This is a genomic window from Mycolicibacterium sichuanense (assembly GCF_033741125.1).
GTDB lineage: Bacteria > Actinomycetota > Actinomycetes > Mycobacteriales > Mycobacteriaceae > Mycobacterium.
The window spans coordinates 89,950-107,872 of sequence record NZ_JAWQPU010000008.1 but is presented as its reverse complement, the minus strand read 5'-3'; the positions used below and the strand labels follow the sequence as shown (position 1 = coordinate 107,872).

Here is a 17,923-nt window from a genome sequence, read left to right as displayed (position 1 = left end):
GTACACACGGTACCTAGAACGCGCAGCCAACCAGAATCGGCTCTGGTACGAGCGTGATCCCAAAGACGTTCCGCACCCCGTCTCGCACCGTCCTGGCCAGCGACAACACGTCCGCGGTCGTCGCCGACCCCCGATTGGTCACAGCCAGGGCGTGCTTGGTCGACAATCGGGCAGCCGACGCCTCACCCGGGTAGCCCTTGCCGAAGCCCGCACGCTCGACCAGCCAGCCCGCGGCAAGCTTGACCCCGTCCGGGGCCGGGTAGCTGGGGACGGGCCCGGCGACCTCGGTCCGGATCCGGTCGAGATCGGCGGTCGACACCACGGGGTTGGTGAAGAACGAGCCGACGCTCCAGGTGTCGTGATCGGGGTCCTCGGCGCCGGTGGCCAGCACCATCCCCTTGCCGGCTCGCAGGGCCAGCACCTCCTGGCGAACCCGGGTCGACTCGAGCCGCGAATCGGGTTCGGCGCCAAGGGCCTTGGCCAGCTCGCCGTACCGAAGCGGTGCGCTCAGCCCGTCGCCCCGAAGCGCGAACTCCACCTCGAGCACCACGGCCCGTGACGAGTTCTTCAGCACGCTGGTCCGGTAGCCGAAGCCCAGGTCCCCGGGCGTCACCCAGCGGACGTCACCGGTGCGGCGGTCCAGCAGCCGGACCCGGCTGATCACGTCGGCGACCTCGACGCCATAGGCGCCGACGTTCTGAACCGGCGTCGCACCCGCCGACCCCGGAATCCCGGATAGGCATTCCAGACCACCCAGCCCGTGCGCCAGCGACGTGATTACCACGTCGTCCCAGGACGCCCCCGCCTCGGCGCGGACGACGTCGCCCTCGACGGTGATCTCGGTGTTGGCGATGCGGACCACCGTCAGATCGGGCAGGTCGTCGGCCAGCACCACGTTGGATCCGCCGGCCAGCACCAGCGTGCGCTCGGTGGGATCGTCGGCGGGTAGTTCGCGCAGGACACCGATCACCTCGTCGGTGGAGTGGCAGGTCAACATCCTGGCGGCAACCGGTCCCACCCGCAGCGTGGTGAGCGGGGCGACGGGCACGGATACCTCGATCGCAACGCCCGCGATATCCGAACCGACCACGGACGGTAACGGTAGCGTGAACGGCTATGCCGCGTTCCTTCGACATGGCAGCCGAGTACGACGGCACCGTCGAACAGATCCACCGAGCCTTCGGCGACGAGCGGTACTGGCTGCAGCGCCTCGCCCAATCCGGGGCCGACATGGTGTCCCTGGACACGATGTCCGCCGGCTCCGAGGGCGGGGTCGACGTCGTCACCACCCAAACGCTGCGCGCCGACAGGCTGCCCGGGGTGGTTGCCCAGTTCCATCGCGGGGATCTGAGCTTCGTGCGCGAGGAGACCTGGACGGCGGTCACCGACGGGCGGGCCACCGCGACGGTGAAGGGGTCGATCCCCGGCGCCCCGGCGATGCTGTCGGGCTCCGCGGTGCTGCTGCCGGCCGGTGCGGGGTCCCAGCTGAAGCTGAAGGCCACCGTCGAGGTGCGCATCCCGCTCGTCGGCGGCAAGGTGGAGAACTTCGTCGGCAGCCAGCTGGTCGAGCTGCTGATCGCCGAACAGCACTTCACCACGGCGTGGATCAGGGAGAACGCCTGATCCGGCACTAGAGTCCCAGGGGATGTCGCCGCTTGGGCAGCTCACCCGGGGTACGACCGGCTACAACCGGTTGCGCCGCAGCGACCGCTGGCTGGTGCACGCGCCGCAAGTGCGGGCCACGCTGCTCGCGGCGGCCGCACCGCTGGTGGTCGACCTGGGCTACGGCGCGCTGCCCATCACGACGCTGGAGCTGGCCGCACGACTGCGCACGGTGCGACCCGACGTCCGCGTGGTCGGGCTGGAGATCCACCCCGATCGGGTGGTGCCCGCTCGCGACGGCGTCGAATTCGGCCTCGGCGGGTTCGAACTGGCTGGCCTGCAACCCATCCTGGTGCGCGCGTTCAACGTGCTGCGGCAGTATCACGTCGACGACGTCGCCGAGGCGTGGACGCAGATGAGGACGCGGTTGGCACCCGGCGGGCTGATCGTCGACGGCACCTGTGACGAGCTGGGCCGACGCTGCTGCTGGGTGCTCCTCGACGAGGCGGGACCGGTCAGCCTGACCCTCGTGTGCGACCCGTTCGCCGTCGAACGGCCGTCCGATCTCGCCGAGCGGTTACCGAAGGTGCTGATCCACCACAACGTGCCAGGTCAGCCGATCCACCGGCTGCTGACGGCGGCCGATCGGGCGTGGGCAGCCGCCGCGGGACACGGCGTGTTCGGACCGCGGGTGCGGTGGCGGGCGATGCTGGAGTCGCTGGCGGCCGACGGGTATCCCGTCGAGCCCCCTCGGCGGCGCCTGCGGGACGGCGTGCTGTCTGTCCCGTGGTCGGCGGTCGCTCCCGTCTAGCACCGGATCGCACTAAGCTCTCGGCATGCGGATTGCCTTGGCGCAGATCCAGAGTGGCACCGACCCCGCCGCCAACCTCGACCTCGTCGCGGACTACACCGCCCGCGCGGCCGACGCGGGCGCACGCATCGTGCTCTTCCCCGAGGCCACCATGTGCCGCTTCGGGGTACCGCTCAAGCCGGTCGCCGAGCCGCTCGACGGCCCGTGGGCCACCGGGGTGCGCGCGATCGCAGAGCGGTCCGGCATCGTCGTCGTGGCCGGGATGTTCTGCCCTGCGGACGGGAGGAGCAATGCAGCTTCCAGCGACGACGGCCGGGTCACCAACACCCTGGTGGCGACCGGCCCCGGCGTCGAGGCGCACTATCACAAGATCTACCTCTACGACGCGTTCGGATTCACCGAATCGCGAACGGTAGCACCAGGTTTCGAGCCGACGATCATCACCGTCGATGGGGTCGCGATCGGCCTGACCACCTGTTATGACATCCGCTTCCCCGAACTGTTCGTCGAGCTCGCGCAGCGCGGGGCCGAACTCGTCACCGTGCACGCATCGTGGGGTTCGGGGCCGGGCAAGCTCGAGCAGTGGACGCTGCTGGCGCGGGCTCGCGCGCTGGACTGCACCAGCGTCGTCGCCGCCGTCGGTCAGGCCTACCCGGGTGACGAGGTCGCCGCCGTCGGACCGACCGGCGTCGGAGGCAGCCTGGTCAGCTCACCCACCGCAGACGTGATCGCGGCGGCGGGACCGGATCCGCAGCTCCTGGTCGTCGACGTCGACCTTGATTCGGTCGAGAAGGCCCGCGACGCCATCGCCGTGCTCCGCAACCGCGCCGAGTTCGCTCGCCTCCAGTAGGGCACAATCGCTGGGGTGACCGACCCCTCCGATCCGTGGGCCCGCCCCGCACAGCAACCGACACCGTCGTACCAACCCCAGCCGGAGCACCCCGCTGGACCGCAGTACGCCGGGCCGCCGCAGGGGCCACCGCAGGGTCCACCCCCTCAGGGGTATCCGACCCAGGGCTCACCGACGGGCCCCCCTGAGGAAGCCGAGGAATCCTCAGGGAGCAAGCTCGGGCGGCTGATCCGCGACCCGCTCTCGATCGTGCTCGTCTTCGTCATCGTGCTCGCGGTCTGCGCGGCCGGCCTCGTTGGCGGCGAGATCTACGCCAGGCAGCGGGGAGCCGCGATCGTCGAGGCAACGATGAAGTGCGTCCTACAGGATGACGTCACCGTGTCCTTCGGCGCCTTCCCCCCGTTCCTGTACCAGTGGGCGACCGACCACTACGGCAACGTATCGATCACCTCCGCCGGCAATCAGATCCGCGACATGAAGGGCATGAAGGTCGAGATCGACCTCGACGACGCGCGCCCCGCGAAGGACCCCAGCTCCCAGGGCACCCTGGGCTCGCTGAACGTCACCGCCACGTGGTCGACCGAAGGCATGAAGCAGACCGTCCAGAACGCCATCCCGCTGCTCGGCGGCCTGGTCAGCGGTGTCACGACGAGCGCGGCAGATGGCACGGTCACCATCCAGGGCCCGATCGGCAGCATCGTCACCAAGCCGCAGATCGTCGACAACGAACTGTCGCTGCAGGTTCAGCAGCTGACGGGTCTGGGCTTCACGCTGCCGCGGGAGGCCGTGCAGCCGGCACTCGACGCGGTCAGCTCGCAGCTGACCAAGAACTCGCCGCTGGCCCTTCAGGCCGACAGCGTTCAGGTCACCGACACTGGCGTCATCACCAAGCTCTCGGCACACGACGCGACGATCCCGAGCGGCCAGGAAGAACCCTGCAACAGCGGTCTCTAGAACTCCAGACCGTCTAGCACCGCGCCCGTGGCCGACAGCCCGAGCCGGGTAGCCCCCGCCTCGAGCATCGCCACGGCGGCGGCAGCCGTGCGGATGCCGCCGCTGGCCTTGACCTCGACGGCGGGCCCGACGGTGGCCACCATGAGTTCGACGGCCCGGACCGTGGCCCCGCCCGCGGGATGGAAGCCGGTCGAGGTCTTGACGAACTCGGCGTCGGCGTCGGCCGCTATCCGGCAGACGTCCACCAGGGTCTGCTCACCGGCCAGATCGAGTAGCGCGGCGGACTCGACGATGACCTTGAGCACGGTGTTCGGCACCGCGGCGCGCACCGCCTCGATGTCGTGACGCACGGCGTCCAGATCCCCGGCGACGGCCGCACCGACGTCGATCACCATGTCGACCTCGTCGGCACCCGCCGCGACGGCGAGCGTCGCTTCGCGGGCCTTGATCTCCGGAAGGTGCTTGCCGGACGGGAACCCCGCGACCGTCGCGATCACCACGCCCAGCGAGCCAGTGCGGACCGCCGCGGGCACCATCGACGGCGACACGCACACGGCGTAGACCCCGAGCGCGTTCGCCTCCTCCACCAGCGCGGCCACGTCGACCGCGGTGGCCTCCGGCTTGAGCAGGGTGTGGTCGACCATCGAGGCCACCAGTTCCCTGGTCCAGATCGACATCAGAAGGGCTCCTCGCTGCCGCCGGGGTTGCACCGGGTATCCACCATCGTCTGGTCGTCGACCACGGGCCGCCACGGTTCGAGATTCCAGCTCGTCTTGCCGGGTTGGACGATCTCGGCGAATGCCCAGTGGCACAGGAACTGCGCGCGCATGCCGGGGGTGTCGGCGTCGGGATCCAGGGCCTTCACCTCGCTCCAGGCCTCGTCGGCTGCACCCGTGTCGTTGAGTTGACGTGCCGCCGCCCGACCGGCCGGGGTGGGATACACGCGCAGGCTCGACAGATCGCCCCAGTGCGCCCACTCGGCATGATCGACGTACGGCGCGGGTGGGACCGGGTCGGCGGACGCCGGGGTATTGGCCGTGCAAGTCAGGACGACGACCGATGCGATGGCGGCGCCGAGTCTCGCGGGGAGTCGCGACATCGAGTCAGCGGGACTTTCCCTGGACTTCGAGGATCTTGGGCCGGACGTCGACGAGGTAGATGCCAACGGCGCAGGCCGCGATGGCCGAACCGACCGGCGGCGGAAGGAAGATCCCCACCAGGGCGGTACCCCCGAGGATGGCGAGCCAGATGGGCTTGCTGAGCTTCTCCGCGGCGGTATAGGCGTCGGTGCGCTGCAGCGCGGCGTGGACGAACGCGTACAGCCCCGCCAGCAAAACGCCCACCTGAATGGCGAAGAGGACGTAACTCGCCAAGTCCTGAAGCATCACGCTCCAAGCCTAGGCGGGTTACGTCCCCTCAGTCGACTCCGCCTCTCGGCGGGATCGGTGCCGTTACTTCTGCGTCACCTTCTTGGCCGGCGCCTTCTTGGCGGGGGCCTTCTTGGCGGGCGCCTTCTTGGCCGGGGCCTTGGCCGCAGCCTTCTTCACCGGGGCGGCGGCCTGCTCGGTCTTCTTGGGCAGCTCGACGCCGACCAGCTTGGCGGCCCGCTCACCGACCGCGCGGGTCTGGGTGGCGACGGTGCCGAGCGCATCTTGGGTCAGCTCGACGGCCTGGTCGGTGACGCTCTCGACGCGGTTGGCGGCCTCTTCCAGCGCCGGCTGGCTGCGCAACCGCGCCAGCGCCTCCTCGCCACGCTCGACGAGCTTGTTGTACTGCGCGGTCGCCGCCTCGGCGTAGCCCTCGGCGGCCTTGCGCAGCTCGTCGGAGCTGAGCTTCTCGCGCAGCTCGGCGACCTGCGACGGCAGCTCTTCCTGCAGCTTGGTCAGCTGGGCCCGGCGCTCCTCGGCACGCGCCGTTGCGTCGGTGCGGGCTTCTTCGGCACGCTCGCGCAGGCTGGCCACGATCTCGTTGACGGTGGCAAGTGCGAGATCGGCGGCGCCGACGGCAGCGAGCAACGGAGCCTTCAGGTCGTCGACGGTGGGCTGGGTCTTCTCGGCCATGATGTTTCGTTCCCTTCGAACCTTGTATTCGGATTGGCTAATCAGCAGATGGTCGGATCTCAGTCAGTGGCTGGCTCCCCATCTACGTCGGTCAAGGCCTCGTTCTGCTCGCAGAACGAGGTGTAGATGTCGAGCAGCACCTGCTTCTGCCGCTCGGTGATCGCGGTGTCCATGACGATGGCGTCGCGGACCTCGCTCGGCTCGCTGGGTTCGAGAAGTCCTGCCCTGACGTAGAGCACGTCCGCGGAGACCCGGAGCGCCTTGGCGATCTGGTTGAGCACCTCCGCGGATGGCTTGCGCAATCCCCGCTCGATCTGGCTGAGGTAGGGATTGCTGACGCCGGCCTTCTCGGCCAACTGCCGCACCGAAACCTGCGCAGCTTCGCGCTGGCTACGGATGAAGCTTCCGATGTCCTGTGCAGCGATGGACACGACCGCGGCCAATTTCTCGTCCTGCGACATGTTCACCCCACTCCTGCGTCGGGTATCCGATTGCTTCGAACACCACCATAGGACGGAGTGCTAGCTATAGCAAGCACTTGTTAGCGTTTGGCCGGTCCGATCAGAACAACAGCTGGGCGACGGTGTAGATGACCAGACCGGCCAGCGACCCGACCACCGTGCCGTTGATGCGGATGAACTGCAGGTCCCGACCCACGTGGAGCTCGATTCGCCGGCTCGCCTCGTCGGCGTCCCAGCGCTCGATGGTCTCGGTGATGATCGCTGTGATCTCGGTCCCATATTGCGAAACCAGGTGCTGAGCAGCCCGCACGATCCAGTTGTCGACCTTGTCGCGCAGGTTGGCGTCGTCGCGCAGCGACTCCCCGATGTTGACCACCGAGTCGGCGATCCGGGTGCGCAGCGTCGAGTTCGGATCGTCGACGGATTCCAGGAAGATGCGCTTGGCAGCGGTCCAGGCGGTCTCGGCGGCCTTGGATACCTCGTCGCGGGCCATGATCTGGTCCTTGACCTTCTCGGCGCGCGCGATCGTCGCCTCGTCGTTCTGCAGGTCCTCGGCGAACTCGAACAGGAACTTGGTGGCCGACCGGCGGAGTTCGTGGTCGGGATTGCGGCGCACCTTGTCGGTGAAGTCCATCAGCTCGCGATGGATGCGGTCCCCGACGAGGCTGTCCACCCACCGCGGCGTCCACGTCGGGGAGTCGCGTTCGATCACGCGCTCGATGATCTCGTCGGCGCCAAGCGACCACTCGAAGGCACGGTCGGCCAACAGCTGCAGCAGCGCTTCCTGCCGATGTTCCTCCAGCAGGCTCGACAGCACCCGGCCCACTGGCGGACCCCACTGCGGTTGGGCGACCCGCTTGACGATCATCCGGTCCAGCACCGCCTGGACGTCCTCGTCGCGCAGCATCTCGACGACCACCCGCAGCACGGTCGACGCCTCGGCGGCGACGCGCTCGGCATTGACCGGTTCGGCGAGCCACTTGCCCAGCCGGTCGGCGACGGCGGCCTCGCGCAGCTTGGTCTCGACGACCTCGGGCGACATGAAGTTCTCGCGGACGAAGGTGCCCAGCCCCTCACCGAGTTGGTCCTTCTTGCGCTTGATGATCGCGGTATGCGGAATGGGAAGGCCCAGCGGATGCTTGAACAGAGCCGTGACCGCGAACCAGTCGGCCAGGGCGCCCACCATTCCGGCCTCGGCCGCCGCCCGGACGTAGCCGACCCAGCCCGGGGCGCCATGGGACTGCGCCCACGTCGAGAACAGGAAGATCACCGTTGCACCGAGGAGGAAGCTCAGCGCGACGGCCTTCATCCTGCGCAGTCCGCGGCGACGCTCGGCGTCCGCGGCGGAATCGACGCCGGCGAACGATTCTGCGAAGCTCGACCGCTGGCCAGAGGCGGGGGTGTTCGACACGTCTCCATCATCCTTCATCGCGGCCGGGGCAGCGTCATCCGACGAGGCGGGTGGCGTTTGCGGCCGTATCATCGTCGGGAACGAGGGAACGGAAAGCGGCGGAAGTGGCACAGCAAACCCCGGCCGAGCCGGCGAAGACCGACGGGCGCAAACGGCGCTGGCACCAGCACAAAGTAGATCGGCGCAACGAGCTCGTCGACGGCACGCTCGACGCCATCCGACAACGCGGTAGCAACGTGAGCATGGACGAGATCGCCGCGGAGATCGGCGTCTCCAAGACGGTGCTGTACCGATACTTCGTCGACAAGAACGACCTGACCACCGCGGTGATGATGCGGTTTGCGCAGACCACCCTGATTCCCAACATGGCCGCGGCACTGACGTCGAACCTCGACGGGTACGACCTGACTCGCGAGATCATCCGCGTCTACGTGGCCACGGTGGCCGCCGAGCCGGAGATCTACCCGTTCGTGATGGCCAACAGCTCGGCGAGCAAGAGCAAGGCCGTCGCCGAGTCCGAGGAGATCATCGCCCGCATGCTCGGCGTCATGCTGCGCCGGCGGATGGCCTCGGTCGGCATGGACACCCGGGGGGCCAACCCGTGGGCGTTCATGATCGTCGGCGGCGTGCAGTTGGCGACGCACTCCTGGATGTCGAATCCGCGGATGACGGCCGACGAGCTGATCGACTACCTGACGATGCTGTCGTGGAACGCGCTGCGGGGCATCGTCGAAGTCGGCGGCTCGCTGCAGAGCTTCAACTCGGCGCCCCATCCGTCCCCGTCGCTGCCCCCGCACCTGCTTGACTAACCGGATGTCCGACCCCGAGACCCCCGACACCGACACTCCGTCACTCTGGAGCCACGACCCGCGTACGCATCTGCAGTACCGGGCGGGTGAGCAGATCGCCGACCTCGACACCAGAGCGACCCCCGGATTCACCGGATCGAAGTCCGACGCCCCCGATCTGCAGGCCGAACGCAACGAGTCGTTCGCCGACCTGCAGGAGATGCTGTACGCCCGCAGCCGGTCGGGTGACCCTCGCAAGGTCCTGCTAGTACTGCAGGGGATGGACACCGCGGGCAAGGGCGGAATCGTCAAACACGTTGTCGGAGCCGGCAACCCACAGGGCATCCGATATGCGAGCTTCGGAAAGCCGACCGCGGAGGAACTTTCCCACCACTACCTGTGGCGCATCCGCAATGCGCTGCCCCCGGCGGGTCACATCGGCGTCTTCGACCGCTCGCACTACGAGGACGTGCTGATCGTGCGCGTGCACGACTTGGTGCCACCCGACGTGTGGTCTGCTCGCTACGACGAAATCAACGCCTTCGAACGGGAATTGGTCGACGACGGCACGACGATCGTGAAGGTGGCGATGTTCGTCTCGCTCGACGAGCAGCGCAAGCGCCTCGCCGAGCGTCTGCAGCGGCCGGACAAGTACTGGAAGTTCAACCCGGGTGACATCGACGAGCGCGAGCGGTGGCCCGACTACCAGCAGGCCTACCAGGCGGTGCTGGAGCGCACCTCCACCGACTACGCACCGTGGCACGTCATTCCGTGCGATCGCAAGTGGTATGCCCGGCTGGCCGTCACCGAGCTGCTGATCGACGCGCTCGGCGGGCTCGACTTATCCTGGCCACCAGCCGATTTCGACGTCAAGACCGAGAAGAAGCGGTTGAAGACGCACTGAGACTCGGCAAGTTGCGGGAATTCGCCCTAGTCTCCGCATCTTCCCGAGTCTCGTGGAACCGAATCGCCGGCTGGTGCGCCCAACCCGAGCTGAACGGAATCGTCGTCGGCTCGGAAGCGCTCGCCTCCGGGCGCGTGAGCCGGCACCAGCTGCGAACGCGCTTCGTCAAGGTGCACCGCAACGTGTATGCGCCGATTGGCCTGCAGCTGTCGGCCCGCGACCGCGCGTATGCCGCCTGGCTCTGGTCGGGTCGCGAGGCCGTCCTGGTCGGCAGCTCGGCGGCCGCGACACTCGGGACCAGGTGGCTGCCCGCGGACGCACCCGCCGAGATCGCCAGGTCCTGTATGCGACGCCGCCGGGGATCATCGTCCGCGGCGACGCCATCGCCGACGACGAACTGTGCGAGCTTGGCGGCATCCCGTGCACGACCGCTGCCCGCACCGCGTACGACCTCGGCAGGCGCACACCGCGGGACCAGGGCATCGTTCGCGTCGACGCTCTGCTGAACGCGACCCGCTGCGCCGTCACCGACGTCGAGACGATCGCGGCCGGCCACCCGGGCGCGAGGGGGATCAAGCAGTTGCGGCGAACGCTCGCGATGGCCGACGGCGGCGCCGAGTCGCCGCAGGAGACGCGGTTGCGGTTGTTGCTCGCCCGCTCGATCACGCCGCGGCCGGTCACGCAGATTCCGGTCCTCGACGATCGCGGTCGCGTTCGCCGGCGTATCGACATGGGCTACCCGCAGTGGATGGTCGGCGTGGAGTACGACGGCGCGCAGCACTTCGACGATCCGCGGGCCTACGCCAACGACATCGTCCGGCTCGAGTTCCTGGCCAACCGCGGCTGGTCGATCGTGCGCGTGAGCGCCGTCCAGCTGCGCCACGAGCGCGCCGAGATGTCACGCGGGTGCGCCGAGCGCTGATGGCCCGACGCTGACGTTGCCGAGCCTCAGTACGCGTAGAAGCCCTTGCCCGTCTTCTTGCCGAGCTGGCCCGCCTCGACCATCCGCTGCAGCAGCGGCGGCGGCGCATAGTTCGCATCCTTGTACTCGTCGTACATCGAGTCCGCGATCAACTTCATCGTGTCCAGGCCGATCAGGTCGGACAGCCGCAGCGGCCCCATCGGGTGCGACAGCCCAGCGACCACGGCGGTGTCGATGTCCTCGACGGTGGCGACGCCGGCCTCGGCCATCCGGATCGCCGACAGCAGATAGGGCACCAGCAGCGCGTTGACGATGAAGCCCGACCGGTCGCCACAGCGCACGACCTTCTTGCCGAGCGTGTCCGCGGCGAAGCTCGCCACCCGCTCGACTGCGGCGTCATTCGTGACCAGCGTGCTGATCAACTCGACCAGCGGCAGCACCGGCACCGGGTTGAAGAAGTGCAGCCCCAGCACGCGGCCCGGGTTCTTCGTCGCCGCAGCGATTTTCATGATCGGGATGCTCGAGGTGTTCGACGCCAGCACCGCGTCGGGATCGGTGACGATCTCGTCGAGCTGGGCGAAGACCTTGGCCTTGACGGCCTCGTCCTCGACGATCGCCTCGATCACCAGCTGGCGATCGGCCAGGTCCGACAGCGTCGACGTGGCGGTCAGCTTCGCCAGCGCGGCGTCGCGGTCGGCCTCGCTGAGCTTGCCCCGGCTCACCCCCCGCTCCAGCGAGGCGGTGATGCGGTCGCGGCCGGCGGTGGCCAGCGCGTCGGTCGGTTCGAAGATCACCACGTCGACGCCGGCCCGCAGCGCTACCTCGGCGATGCCAGCGCCCATCTGACCGGCCCCGATGACGCCAACTCGTTCGATAGTCACGCTCACACTTTCTACTTCATGCCCCGCGAGCAGACGCAAAAGGGCCCTGAAATACGGGATTTCAGGACCCTTTACGTCTGCTCGCGCAGGAAACGGGGCCTAGTGGAACTGGCCCTCTTCGGTCGAACCCGCGAGCGCGGTGGTCGACGAGGTGGGATCCACGGTGGTGGCGATCCGGTCGAAGTACCCGGCGCCGACCTCGCGCTGGTGCTTCGTCGCGGTGTAGCCACGCTCCTCGGCGGCGAACTCGCGCTCCTGCAGCTCGACGTAGGCGCTCATCTGGTTGCGGGCGTAGCCGTAGGCCAGATCGAACATCGAGTAGTTCAGGGCGTGGAAGCCGGCGAGGGTGATGAACTGGAACTTGAAGCCCATCGCGCCGAGCTCCTTCTGGAACTTCGCGATGGTCGCGTCGTCGAGGTGCTTCTTCCAGTTGAACGACGGCGAGCAGTTGTAGGCCAGCATCTGGTCTGGGAACTCGCTCTTGACGCCCTCGGCGAACTTGCGGGCCAGCTCCAGGTCCGGGGTGCCGGTCTCCATCCAGATGAGGTCGGAGTACGGCGCGTAGGACTTGGCGCGGGCGATGCAGGGCTCCAGGCCGTTCTTGACGCGGTAGAAGCCTTCCTTGGTCCGCTCACCGGTGATGAACGGCTGGTCGCGCTCGTCGACGTCGGAGGTGATCAGCGTGGCGGCCTCGGCGTCGGTGCGGGCGATGACGACCGTGGGCACGTCGGCGACGTCGGACGCCAGGCGCGCCGAGGTCAGGGTGCGGATGTGCTGCTGGGTGGGGATCAGCACCTTGCCACCGAGGTGGCCGCACTTCTTCTCCGAGGCCAGCTGGTCCTCCCAGTGCGAACCGGCGACACCGGCGGCGATCATCGCCTTCTGCAGCTCGTAGACGTTCAGCGCGCCACCGAAGCCGGCTTCGCCGTCGGCGACGATCGGGGCAAGCCAGTTCTCCACCGAGCGGTCGCCCTCGACCTTGGCGATCTCGTCGGCGCGCAGCAGCGCGTTGTTGATGCGACGCACGACCTGGGGCACCGAGTTGGCCGGGTACAGGCTCTGGTCGGGGTAGGTGTGGCCGGACAGGTTCGCGTCACCGGCGACCTGCCAGCCCGACAGATAGATGGCCTTCAGGCCGGCACGGACCTGCTGCACGGCCATGTTGCCGGTCAGCGCGCCCAGCGAGTTGACGAAGTCCATGGTGTGCAGCTGCTCCCAGAGGACCTCGGCGCCGCGGCGGGCGAGCGTGGACTCCTCGACGACGGTGCCCTGCAGCGCGACGACGTCCTGGGGGGTGTACGTGCGGGTGATGCCCTTCCAGCGAGGGTTGTGGTCCCAATCGTGCTGGATCTGTTCGGGCGACTTCGGTGTGCCAACGGTGGACATCGGGCTCCTTCGGTTACGGCCGCAGGCGACGTCATGCTCATTCTTTGTTAACGCCACCGCGAGTTAACTTTTCGTGCTGACTCGACCATGTCACAGCCCATATGCGCAGGTCCACCTGTTTCGCTTGTCAATTTTCGCCAACCATCGCGACGATCTTGCAAAGATTGCGAAGACCACCGGCAGCTGAAACGGTTCAGAAGTTACCGTCCAGTAGCAAGTTATCGCAGGTCAGTACGCTCGTACTGCTAGCGCGATCGATTCAGAGCGCGAACAGGCTGGCGACGGCCTTGACCTCATCGCCGACCAAATATGTGAGCGTTGTAACAGTCCGATCGACGAGGTGCTCACCGAATGCATCGGTCGAGCCGGCCGGATGGACGTGGGTCACGATGTCCAGCTTCTCGCCGAGCGCCACCGGAAGGTCGTGCTCGATGGCCACCCGCAGCGGCGCCTTGAGCAGTTCCGGATGGCCGTGCAGGTAGTCCTCCACGACCGACCAGTACACCGAGTTGTTCATGTGGTCGAAGATGTCGATGTCGGAGACGCGGACGGGATACTCGCGGGTCTGGTCGGCCGTCTCCCTGCTGCCGGCCTTCAGGTAGGCCTTCCAGCGCAGCCGGTCGACGTCGGTGGTGCGCTGCAGCCCGGCGATGAAGTCGTCGGAGATTCGGGCCGGCCCCTGGGTCTCGCGGTTGATGTTGATCCAGAACGCCTCGGACTCCATCAGCCCGCCCCGACGGCCGTCGATCCGCACCCGCATCTCACACCAGCGGTTCGACGTCCCCGAACACCAGCGCCGCAACCGCAGCATGTCCTTGAACTCGATGGGCTCGATCAGGTCGATCATGGTCCGGCGGACGATCCACAGCGGATGGGTGTCGTCGAAGCCCATCTCCCGCAGCTGGTCCGAGCCGATGTCCTGGATGTGGCGGGTCGCGGCGTCGAACTTGAGCCGGCCGGTGCGATCCACGTCGGCGACCCGCAGCGGCCACTGGACGTCGAAGACGTCGGGGTGCGGATCGGGGACCGGCATCATGACCTTGGCCAGACCAACCCGCGGCCCCCGTGCCGGGCCCCCGGCGGCTTCCCCGGTGGTACTCACGAATCCCGATACTGCCACAGCCACCTCACTGCCAAGGATGCGAAGACGTCCTTCGCAACGTTGGCTAGGCTCGGCGTCGTGGCCAAGACGTTCGTCGGATCGCGCATCCGCCAGCTGCGAAGCGAGCGCGGGTTCAGCCAGGCAGCGTTGGCGCAGATGCTCGACATCTCGCCCAGCTACCTGAATCAGATCGAGCACGACGTGCGGCCGCTGACGGTCGCGGTGCTGCTGCGCATCACCGAGGTGTTCGGCGTCGATGCGACGTTCTTCGCCAGCCAGGACGACACCCGGCTGGTCGCCGAACTGCGCGAGGTGACGATGGATGCCGACCTCGGCGTGGACGTCGACCCGGCCGAGATCGCCGAGGTCGTCAGCACCCATCCGACGCTGGCCCAGGCGATGGTCAACCTGCATCGCCGGTACCGCCTGACCACCACGCAGCTGGCCGCCCTGACCGAGGGCCGGTTCTCCGACGGCAGCGGCTTCAGCTCGGGATCGGGTTCGATCACCATGCCGCACGAAGAGGTGCGGGACTACTTCTACCAGCGGCAGAACTACCTGCACGAGCTCGACACCGCCGCCGAGGATCTGACGGTGCGGATGCGGATGCACCGCGCCGACCTGGCCGCCGAGCTGTCCGATCGGCTCACCCGCGTGCACGGCGTGCACATCGTCAAGCGCAGCGACCTCGGGGACACCGTGCTGCACCGCTTCGATCCCGCGACCAAGACCCTCGAGATCGGCGGGCATCTGCCGTCCGGCCAGACGGTCTTCAAGCTCGCCGCCGAGCTCGCCTACCTCGAGTTCGGCGACCTGGTCGACGCGATGGTCGCCGAGGGCAACTTCACCAGCGACGAATCCCGCACCCTGGCGCGGCTCGGCCTGGCCAACTACTTCGCGGCGGCGACCGTACTGCCCTACCGCCAGTTCCACGACGTCGCGGAGAACTTCCGCTACGACGTGGAGCGGCTGTCGGCCTTCTACTCGGTCAGCTACGAGACCATCGCGCACCGGCTCTCGACCTTGCAGCGTCCGTCGATGCGCGGCGTGCCGCTGTCGTTCGTCCGGGTGGATCGCGCCGGCAACATGTCGAAGCGCCAGTCCGCCACCGGTTTTCACTTCTCGTCCAGCGGCGGCACCTGCCCGCTGTGGAACGTCTACGAGACCTTCGCCAACCCTGGCAAGATCCTGGTGCAGATCGCGCAGATGCCCGATGGGCGCCACTACATGTGGGTGGCACGTACCGTGGAGCGGCGGGCATCGCGCTATGGTCAGCCCGGCAAGACGTTCGCCATCGGGCTTGGCTGCGAGCTGCGGCACGCGCAACGCCTGGTGTACTCGGAGGGCCTCGATTTGTCTGGTGAAATCGCCACCCCGATCGGTGCCGGTTGCCGGGTGTGCGAGCGCGACAACTGTCCGCAGCGCGCCTTCCCCGCCCTGGGGCGGGCCCTCGACCTCGACGAGCATCGGAGCACCGTGTCGCCCTATCTGGTGAAGCACTCGTGACCGAGACCCCGGCCGACCGGAGCCACGAGACAGCGGGCTCGCCAGAGACCCCGCGCATCCCCGCCAGGGGAAGCCTGCGCGAGCTCGGCCCCATCGGATGGGTCATCGCCAAGGCAGGGGCCCGGTTCATCCGCGCGCCGCGCTTTCATCTGATGGACACAATCGGTCAGCACAAGCTGCTGTTCCTGGCCTGGTTGCCCTATTCCGGCGTGCTGCTGAACTGGGGCAAGCTGTCGCGCAAGGACGCCGAGCTGGTGATCCTGCGCGTCGGCCACCTACGGGACTGCGAATACGAGCTGCAGCAACACCGCCGCCTGGCGCGCAGCCGCGGCGTCGACGACGAGACCCAGGCCGCCATCTTCGCCGGACCCGACGCCGACGGGCTCACCGACAAGCAGCGGGTGCTGATCACCGCGACCGACGAGTTCGTCGTCACACGGTCGATGTCGCCGCAGACCTGGGCGGCGCTGGCGTCGCACCTCGACCGCAAGCAGCTCATCGAGTTCTGCATGCTGGCCGGTCAGTACGACGGTTTGGCGGCCACGATGGCGACGCTGAAGATCCCGCTGGACTTCCCCGACTAGAGGTAGGTCACGGCGAGCACGCTGAGCGACAGCAGGATCGGCGAGACCGGCAGCGCCCACGCGAACGCTGCCTTGGCATGGGCCTTGCGGGCATGGAACCGTCGGCCCAGCAGACCGCCGGCGACGGCGAGCGCCAGCGACACCCCCGCGATCAGCAGCACCCACGCGTTGACCGTCGTGGTCTTGGTCGCCACGGAGATCGCCAGCAGCCACAGCATGTGCCCGATGATCAGACCGCCGAGACCGGCGACGATCGTCGCTCTCACGCGTTGACCCTCAGAAGTTGATCATGTGGCCGGCCAGACCGTGGAAGCACTCCTGCAGCGCCTCTGACAGCGTGGGGTGGGTGTGCACGTTGCGGGTCAGCTCGTTGACCGTCAGATCCCACTTCTGCGCCAGCGTGAGTTCGGGCAGCAGCTCGGAGACGTCGTGGCCGATCATGTGGCCGCCGAGCAGTTCGCCGTACTTGGCGTCGGCGATGATCTTGACGAAGCCGCCCGGCTCGCCAAGCCCGTGCGCCTTGCCGTTGGCGGTGAACGGGAACTTCGCCACCTTCACGTCGTACCCCTCGTCGCGGGCCTGCTGCTCGGTCAGTCCGAAGCTGGCGACCTGCGGCTGGCAGAACGTGGCCCGCGGCAGCATCCGGTAGTCGCCAAGCGCCAGGGTCTCGGCACCCGCGATGGTCTCGGCGGCCACCACGCCCTGCGCCTCGGCGACATGCGCCAGCTGCAGCTTCATCGTGACGTCGCCGATGGCGTAGATGTGCGGCGCCGAGGTGCGCATGTAGTCGTCGATCTCGATGGCCTTGCGGTCGTTGAGCGTCACGCCGGCCTTGTCCAGGCCGAGTTCCTCGACGTTGGGCACGAACCCGATGGACTGCATGACCTTTTCGGCCACCAGCTCGGAGTGCTTGCCGTCCTTGCTGATCGTGACGGTGACGCCCTCGGCCCCCTTGTCGGTGATGGACTCGACCTTGGTGCCGGTGAGGATCTTGACGCCCAGCTTCTTGAACTGCTTCTCGATCTCCTTGGAGACCTCGGCGTCCTCGTTGGGCAGCGCGCGCGGCAGGAACTCCACGATGGTGACGTCGACGCCGTAGTTGCTCATCACGTAGCCGAACTCCATGCCGATGGCACCGGCGCCGGCGATCACGATCGACTTGGGGAGCTCGCGCTCCATGATCTGCGACTCGTAGGTGACGACGTTGTCCGACAGCTCGGTGCCCGGCACCAGCCGCGTGCGGCTACCGGTCGCGATGATCGCGTGGTCGAAGGTGAGCGTCTCGGTGCCACCGTCGTTGAGTTCGACCGACAGCGTGTTGGCGTCGGTGAACGAGCCACGGCCCTGCACCTCGGTGATCTTGTTCTTCTTCATCAGGAAGTGCACGCCGGCCACCCGGCCGTCGGCGACCTTGCGGCTACGGTCGAACGCCGAGCCGTAGTCGAACGAGGCGTCACCGCTGATGCCGAACGTCTTGGCTTCCTTGGTGAAGATGTGAGCCAGTTCCGCGTTGCGCAGCAGCGACTTGGACGGAATGCAGCCAACGTTGAGGCAGACACCACCCCAGTACTTCGGCTCGACGATCGCGGTGTTCAATCCGAGCTGGGCCGCGCGAATGGCAGCCACGTAACCGCCGGGGCCGGCACCGAGTACGACGACGTCATAGTGAGTCACGGGTCCAGCCTAATGGTCGTGTCGAAG

21 protein-coding genes are annotated in these 17,923 nt (G+C 67.8%); 9 read left to right on the top strand and 12 right to left on the bottom strand.

Annotated elements, in window-relative coordinates:
* Positions 1 to 13: 13 nt before the first annotated feature.
* On the bottom strand, positions 14 to 1,090 hold the full coding sequence (locus SBI80_RS22970) for a UDP-N-acetylmuramate dehydrogenase (RefSeq protein ID WP_318977149.1): 1,077 nt from the start codon (positions 1,088 to 1,090) through the stop codon (positions 14 to 16).
* Positions 1,091 to 1,116: 26 nt separating this feature from the next.
* Here SBI80_RS22970 and SBI80_RS22965 point away from each other — a divergent pair, with 26 nt between their 5' ends.
* The 4 genes from SBI80_RS22965 to SBI80_RS22950 are packed head-to-tail and all read left to right on the top strand — an operon-like array spanning position 1,117 to position 4,217.
* Positions 1,117 to 1,623, top strand: a complete 507-nt coding sequence (locus SBI80_RS22965) for a DUF2505 domain-containing protein (protein ID WP_318977148.1) — start codon at positions 1,117 to 1,119, stop codon at positions 1,621 to 1,623.
* A 22-nt stretch (positions 1,624 to 1,645) separates the two neighbouring features.
* Positions 1,646 to 2,413: a class I SAM-dependent methyltransferase gene (locus SBI80_RS22960; RefSeq protein WP_318977147.1), complete on the top strand. Its 768-nt coding sequence runs from the start codon at positions 1,646 to 1,648 to the stop codon at positions 2,411 to 2,413.
* Between the two features lie 25 nt (positions 2,414 to 2,438).
* Positions 2,439 to 3,263, top strand: a complete 825-nt coding sequence (locus SBI80_RS22955; RefSeq protein ID WP_318977146.1) for a carbon-nitrogen hydrolase family protein — start codon at positions 2,439 to 2,441, stop codon at positions 3,261 to 3,263.
* Between the two features lie 15 nt (positions 3,264 to 3,278).
* Entirely contained in the window at positions 3,279 to 4,217 is a 939-nt protein-coding gene (locus SBI80_RS22950; RefSeq protein WP_318977145.1) for an LmeA family phospholipid-binding protein, read from the top strand.
* Here SBI80_RS22950 and deoC read toward each other — a convergent pair.
* From deoC to SBI80_RS22920, 6 genes are all read right to left on the bottom strand, one after another.
* On the bottom strand, positions 4,214 to 4,894 hold the full coding sequence (deoC, locus tag SBI80_RS22945) for a deoxyribose-phosphate aldolase (RefSeq protein ID WP_318977144.1): 681 nt from the start codon (positions 4,892 to 4,894) through the stop codon (positions 4,214 to 4,216). The genes SBI80_RS22950 and deoC overlap by 4 nt on opposite strands.
* Complete coding sequence (locus SBI80_RS22940; RefSeq protein WP_318977143.1) at positions 4,894 to 5,316, bottom strand: DUF2599 domain-containing protein; 423 nt, start codon at positions 5,314 to 5,316, stop codon at positions 4,894 to 4,896. The genes deoC and SBI80_RS22940 overlap by 1 nt, the downstream gene beginning before the upstream one ends.
* Positions 5,317 to 5,320: 4 nt before the next feature.
* A complete protein-coding gene (locus SBI80_RS22935) occupies positions 5,321 to 5,602 on the bottom strand; it encodes a DUF2516 family protein (protein WP_318977237.1) in 282 nt (93 codons plus the stop codon).
* Positions 5,603 to 5,668: 66 nt separating this feature from the next.
* The gene (locus SBI80_RS22930) at positions 5,669 to 6,277 is read right to left on the bottom strand and encodes a heparin-binding hemagglutinin (protein ID WP_318977142.1); all 609 of its coding nucleotides are present in this window, start codon (positions 6,275 to 6,277) and stop codon (positions 5,669 to 5,671) included.
* 59 nt (positions 6,278 to 6,336) lie between these two features.
* Positions 6,337 to 6,738: a helix-turn-helix domain-containing protein gene (locus tag SBI80_RS22925; RefSeq protein WP_318977141.1), complete on the bottom strand. Its 402-nt coding sequence runs from the start codon at positions 6,736 to 6,738 to the stop codon at positions 6,337 to 6,339.
* 100 nt (positions 6,739 to 6,838) lie between these two features.
* On the bottom strand, positions 6,839 to 8,167 hold the full coding sequence (locus tag SBI80_RS22920; RefSeq protein ID WP_318977140.1) for a DUF445 domain-containing protein: 1,329 nt from the start codon (positions 8,165 to 8,167) through the stop codon (positions 6,839 to 6,841).
* 86 nt (positions 8,168 to 8,253) lie between these two features.
* Between SBI80_RS22920 and SBI80_RS22915 the strand changes: the two genes are divergently transcribed.
* The 3 genes from SBI80_RS22915 (at position 8,254) to SBI80_RS22905 (ending at position 10,763) form a co-directional block, all read left to right on the top strand.
* On the top strand, positions 8,254 to 8,958 hold the full coding sequence (locus tag SBI80_RS22915; RefSeq protein ID WP_318977139.1) for a TetR/AcrR family transcriptional regulator: 705 nt from the start codon (positions 8,254 to 8,256) through the stop codon (positions 8,956 to 8,958).
* A 4-nt stretch (positions 8,959 to 8,962) separates the two neighbouring features.
* Positions 8,963 to 9,841 carry a polyphosphate kinase 2 family protein gene (locus tag SBI80_RS22910; RefSeq protein ID WP_318977138.1) on the top strand — a complete coding sequence of 293 codons (879 nt, stop codon included), beginning with the start codon at positions 8,963 to 8,965 and terminating at the stop codon, positions 9,839 to 9,841.
* Between the two features lie 301 nt (positions 9,842 to 10,142).
* Entirely contained in the window at positions 10,143 to 10,763 is a 621-nt protein-coding gene (locus SBI80_RS22905; protein ID WP_318977137.1) for an endonuclease domain-containing protein, read from the top strand.
* A 26-nt stretch (positions 10,764 to 10,789) separates the two neighbouring features.
* On the opposite strand, the gene SBI80_RS22900 is transcribed toward SBI80_RS22905, so the two are convergent.
* The 3 genes from SBI80_RS22900 to SBI80_RS22890 form a co-directional block, all read right to left on the bottom strand.
* Positions 10,790 to 11,644: a 3-hydroxybutyryl-CoA dehydrogenase gene (locus SBI80_RS22900; RefSeq protein ID WP_413232785.1), complete on the bottom strand. Its 855-nt coding sequence runs from the start codon at positions 11,642 to 11,644 to the stop codon at positions 10,790 to 10,792.
* Positions 11,645 to 11,743: 99 nt separating this feature from the next.
* Positions 11,744 to 13,030 carry an isocitrate lyase gene (gene aceA / locus SBI80_RS22895; protein WP_318977135.1) on the bottom strand — a complete coding sequence of 429 codons (1,287 nt, stop codon included), beginning with the start codon at positions 13,028 to 13,030 and terminating at the stop codon, positions 11,744 to 11,746.
* A gap of 259 nt (positions 13,031 to 13,289) precedes the next feature.
* Entirely contained in the window at positions 13,290 to 14,066 is a 777-nt protein-coding gene (locus SBI80_RS22890) for an acyl-ACP thioesterase domain-containing protein (RefSeq protein WP_318977236.1), read from the bottom strand.
* A gap of 144 nt (positions 14,067 to 14,210) precedes the next feature.
* Here SBI80_RS22890 and ramB point away from each other — a divergent pair, with 144 nt between their 5' ends.
* Positions 14,211 to 15,638 carry an acetate metabolism transcriptional regulator RamB gene (ramB, locus tag SBI80_RS22885; RefSeq protein ID WP_318977134.1) on the top strand — a complete coding sequence of 476 codons (1,428 nt, stop codon included), beginning with the start codon at positions 14,211 to 14,213 and terminating at the stop codon, positions 15,636 to 15,638.
* A 56-nt stretch (positions 15,639 to 15,694) separates the two neighbouring features.
* Entirely contained in the window at positions 15,695 to 16,222 is a 528-nt protein-coding gene (locus SBI80_RS22880) for a carboxymuconolactone decarboxylase family protein (RefSeq protein ID WP_413232790.1), read from the top strand.
* Here the strand turns inward: SBI80_RS22880 and SBI80_RS22875 are convergent.
* On the bottom strand, positions 16,219 to 16,488 hold the full coding sequence (locus tag SBI80_RS22875; RefSeq protein WP_318977132.1) for a hypothetical protein: 270 nt from the start codon (positions 16,486 to 16,488) through the stop codon (positions 16,219 to 16,221). The genes SBI80_RS22880 and SBI80_RS22875 overlap by 4 nt on opposite strands.
* Positions 16,489 to 16,498: 10 nt before the next feature.
* Positions 16,499 to 17,896 carry a dihydrolipoyl dehydrogenase gene (gene lpdA / locus SBI80_RS22870; RefSeq protein ID WP_318977131.1) on the bottom strand — a complete coding sequence of 466 codons (1,398 nt, stop codon included), beginning with the start codon at positions 17,894 to 17,896 and terminating at the stop codon, positions 16,499 to 16,501.
* Between the last annotated feature and the right edge of the window lie 27 nt (positions 17,897 to 17,923).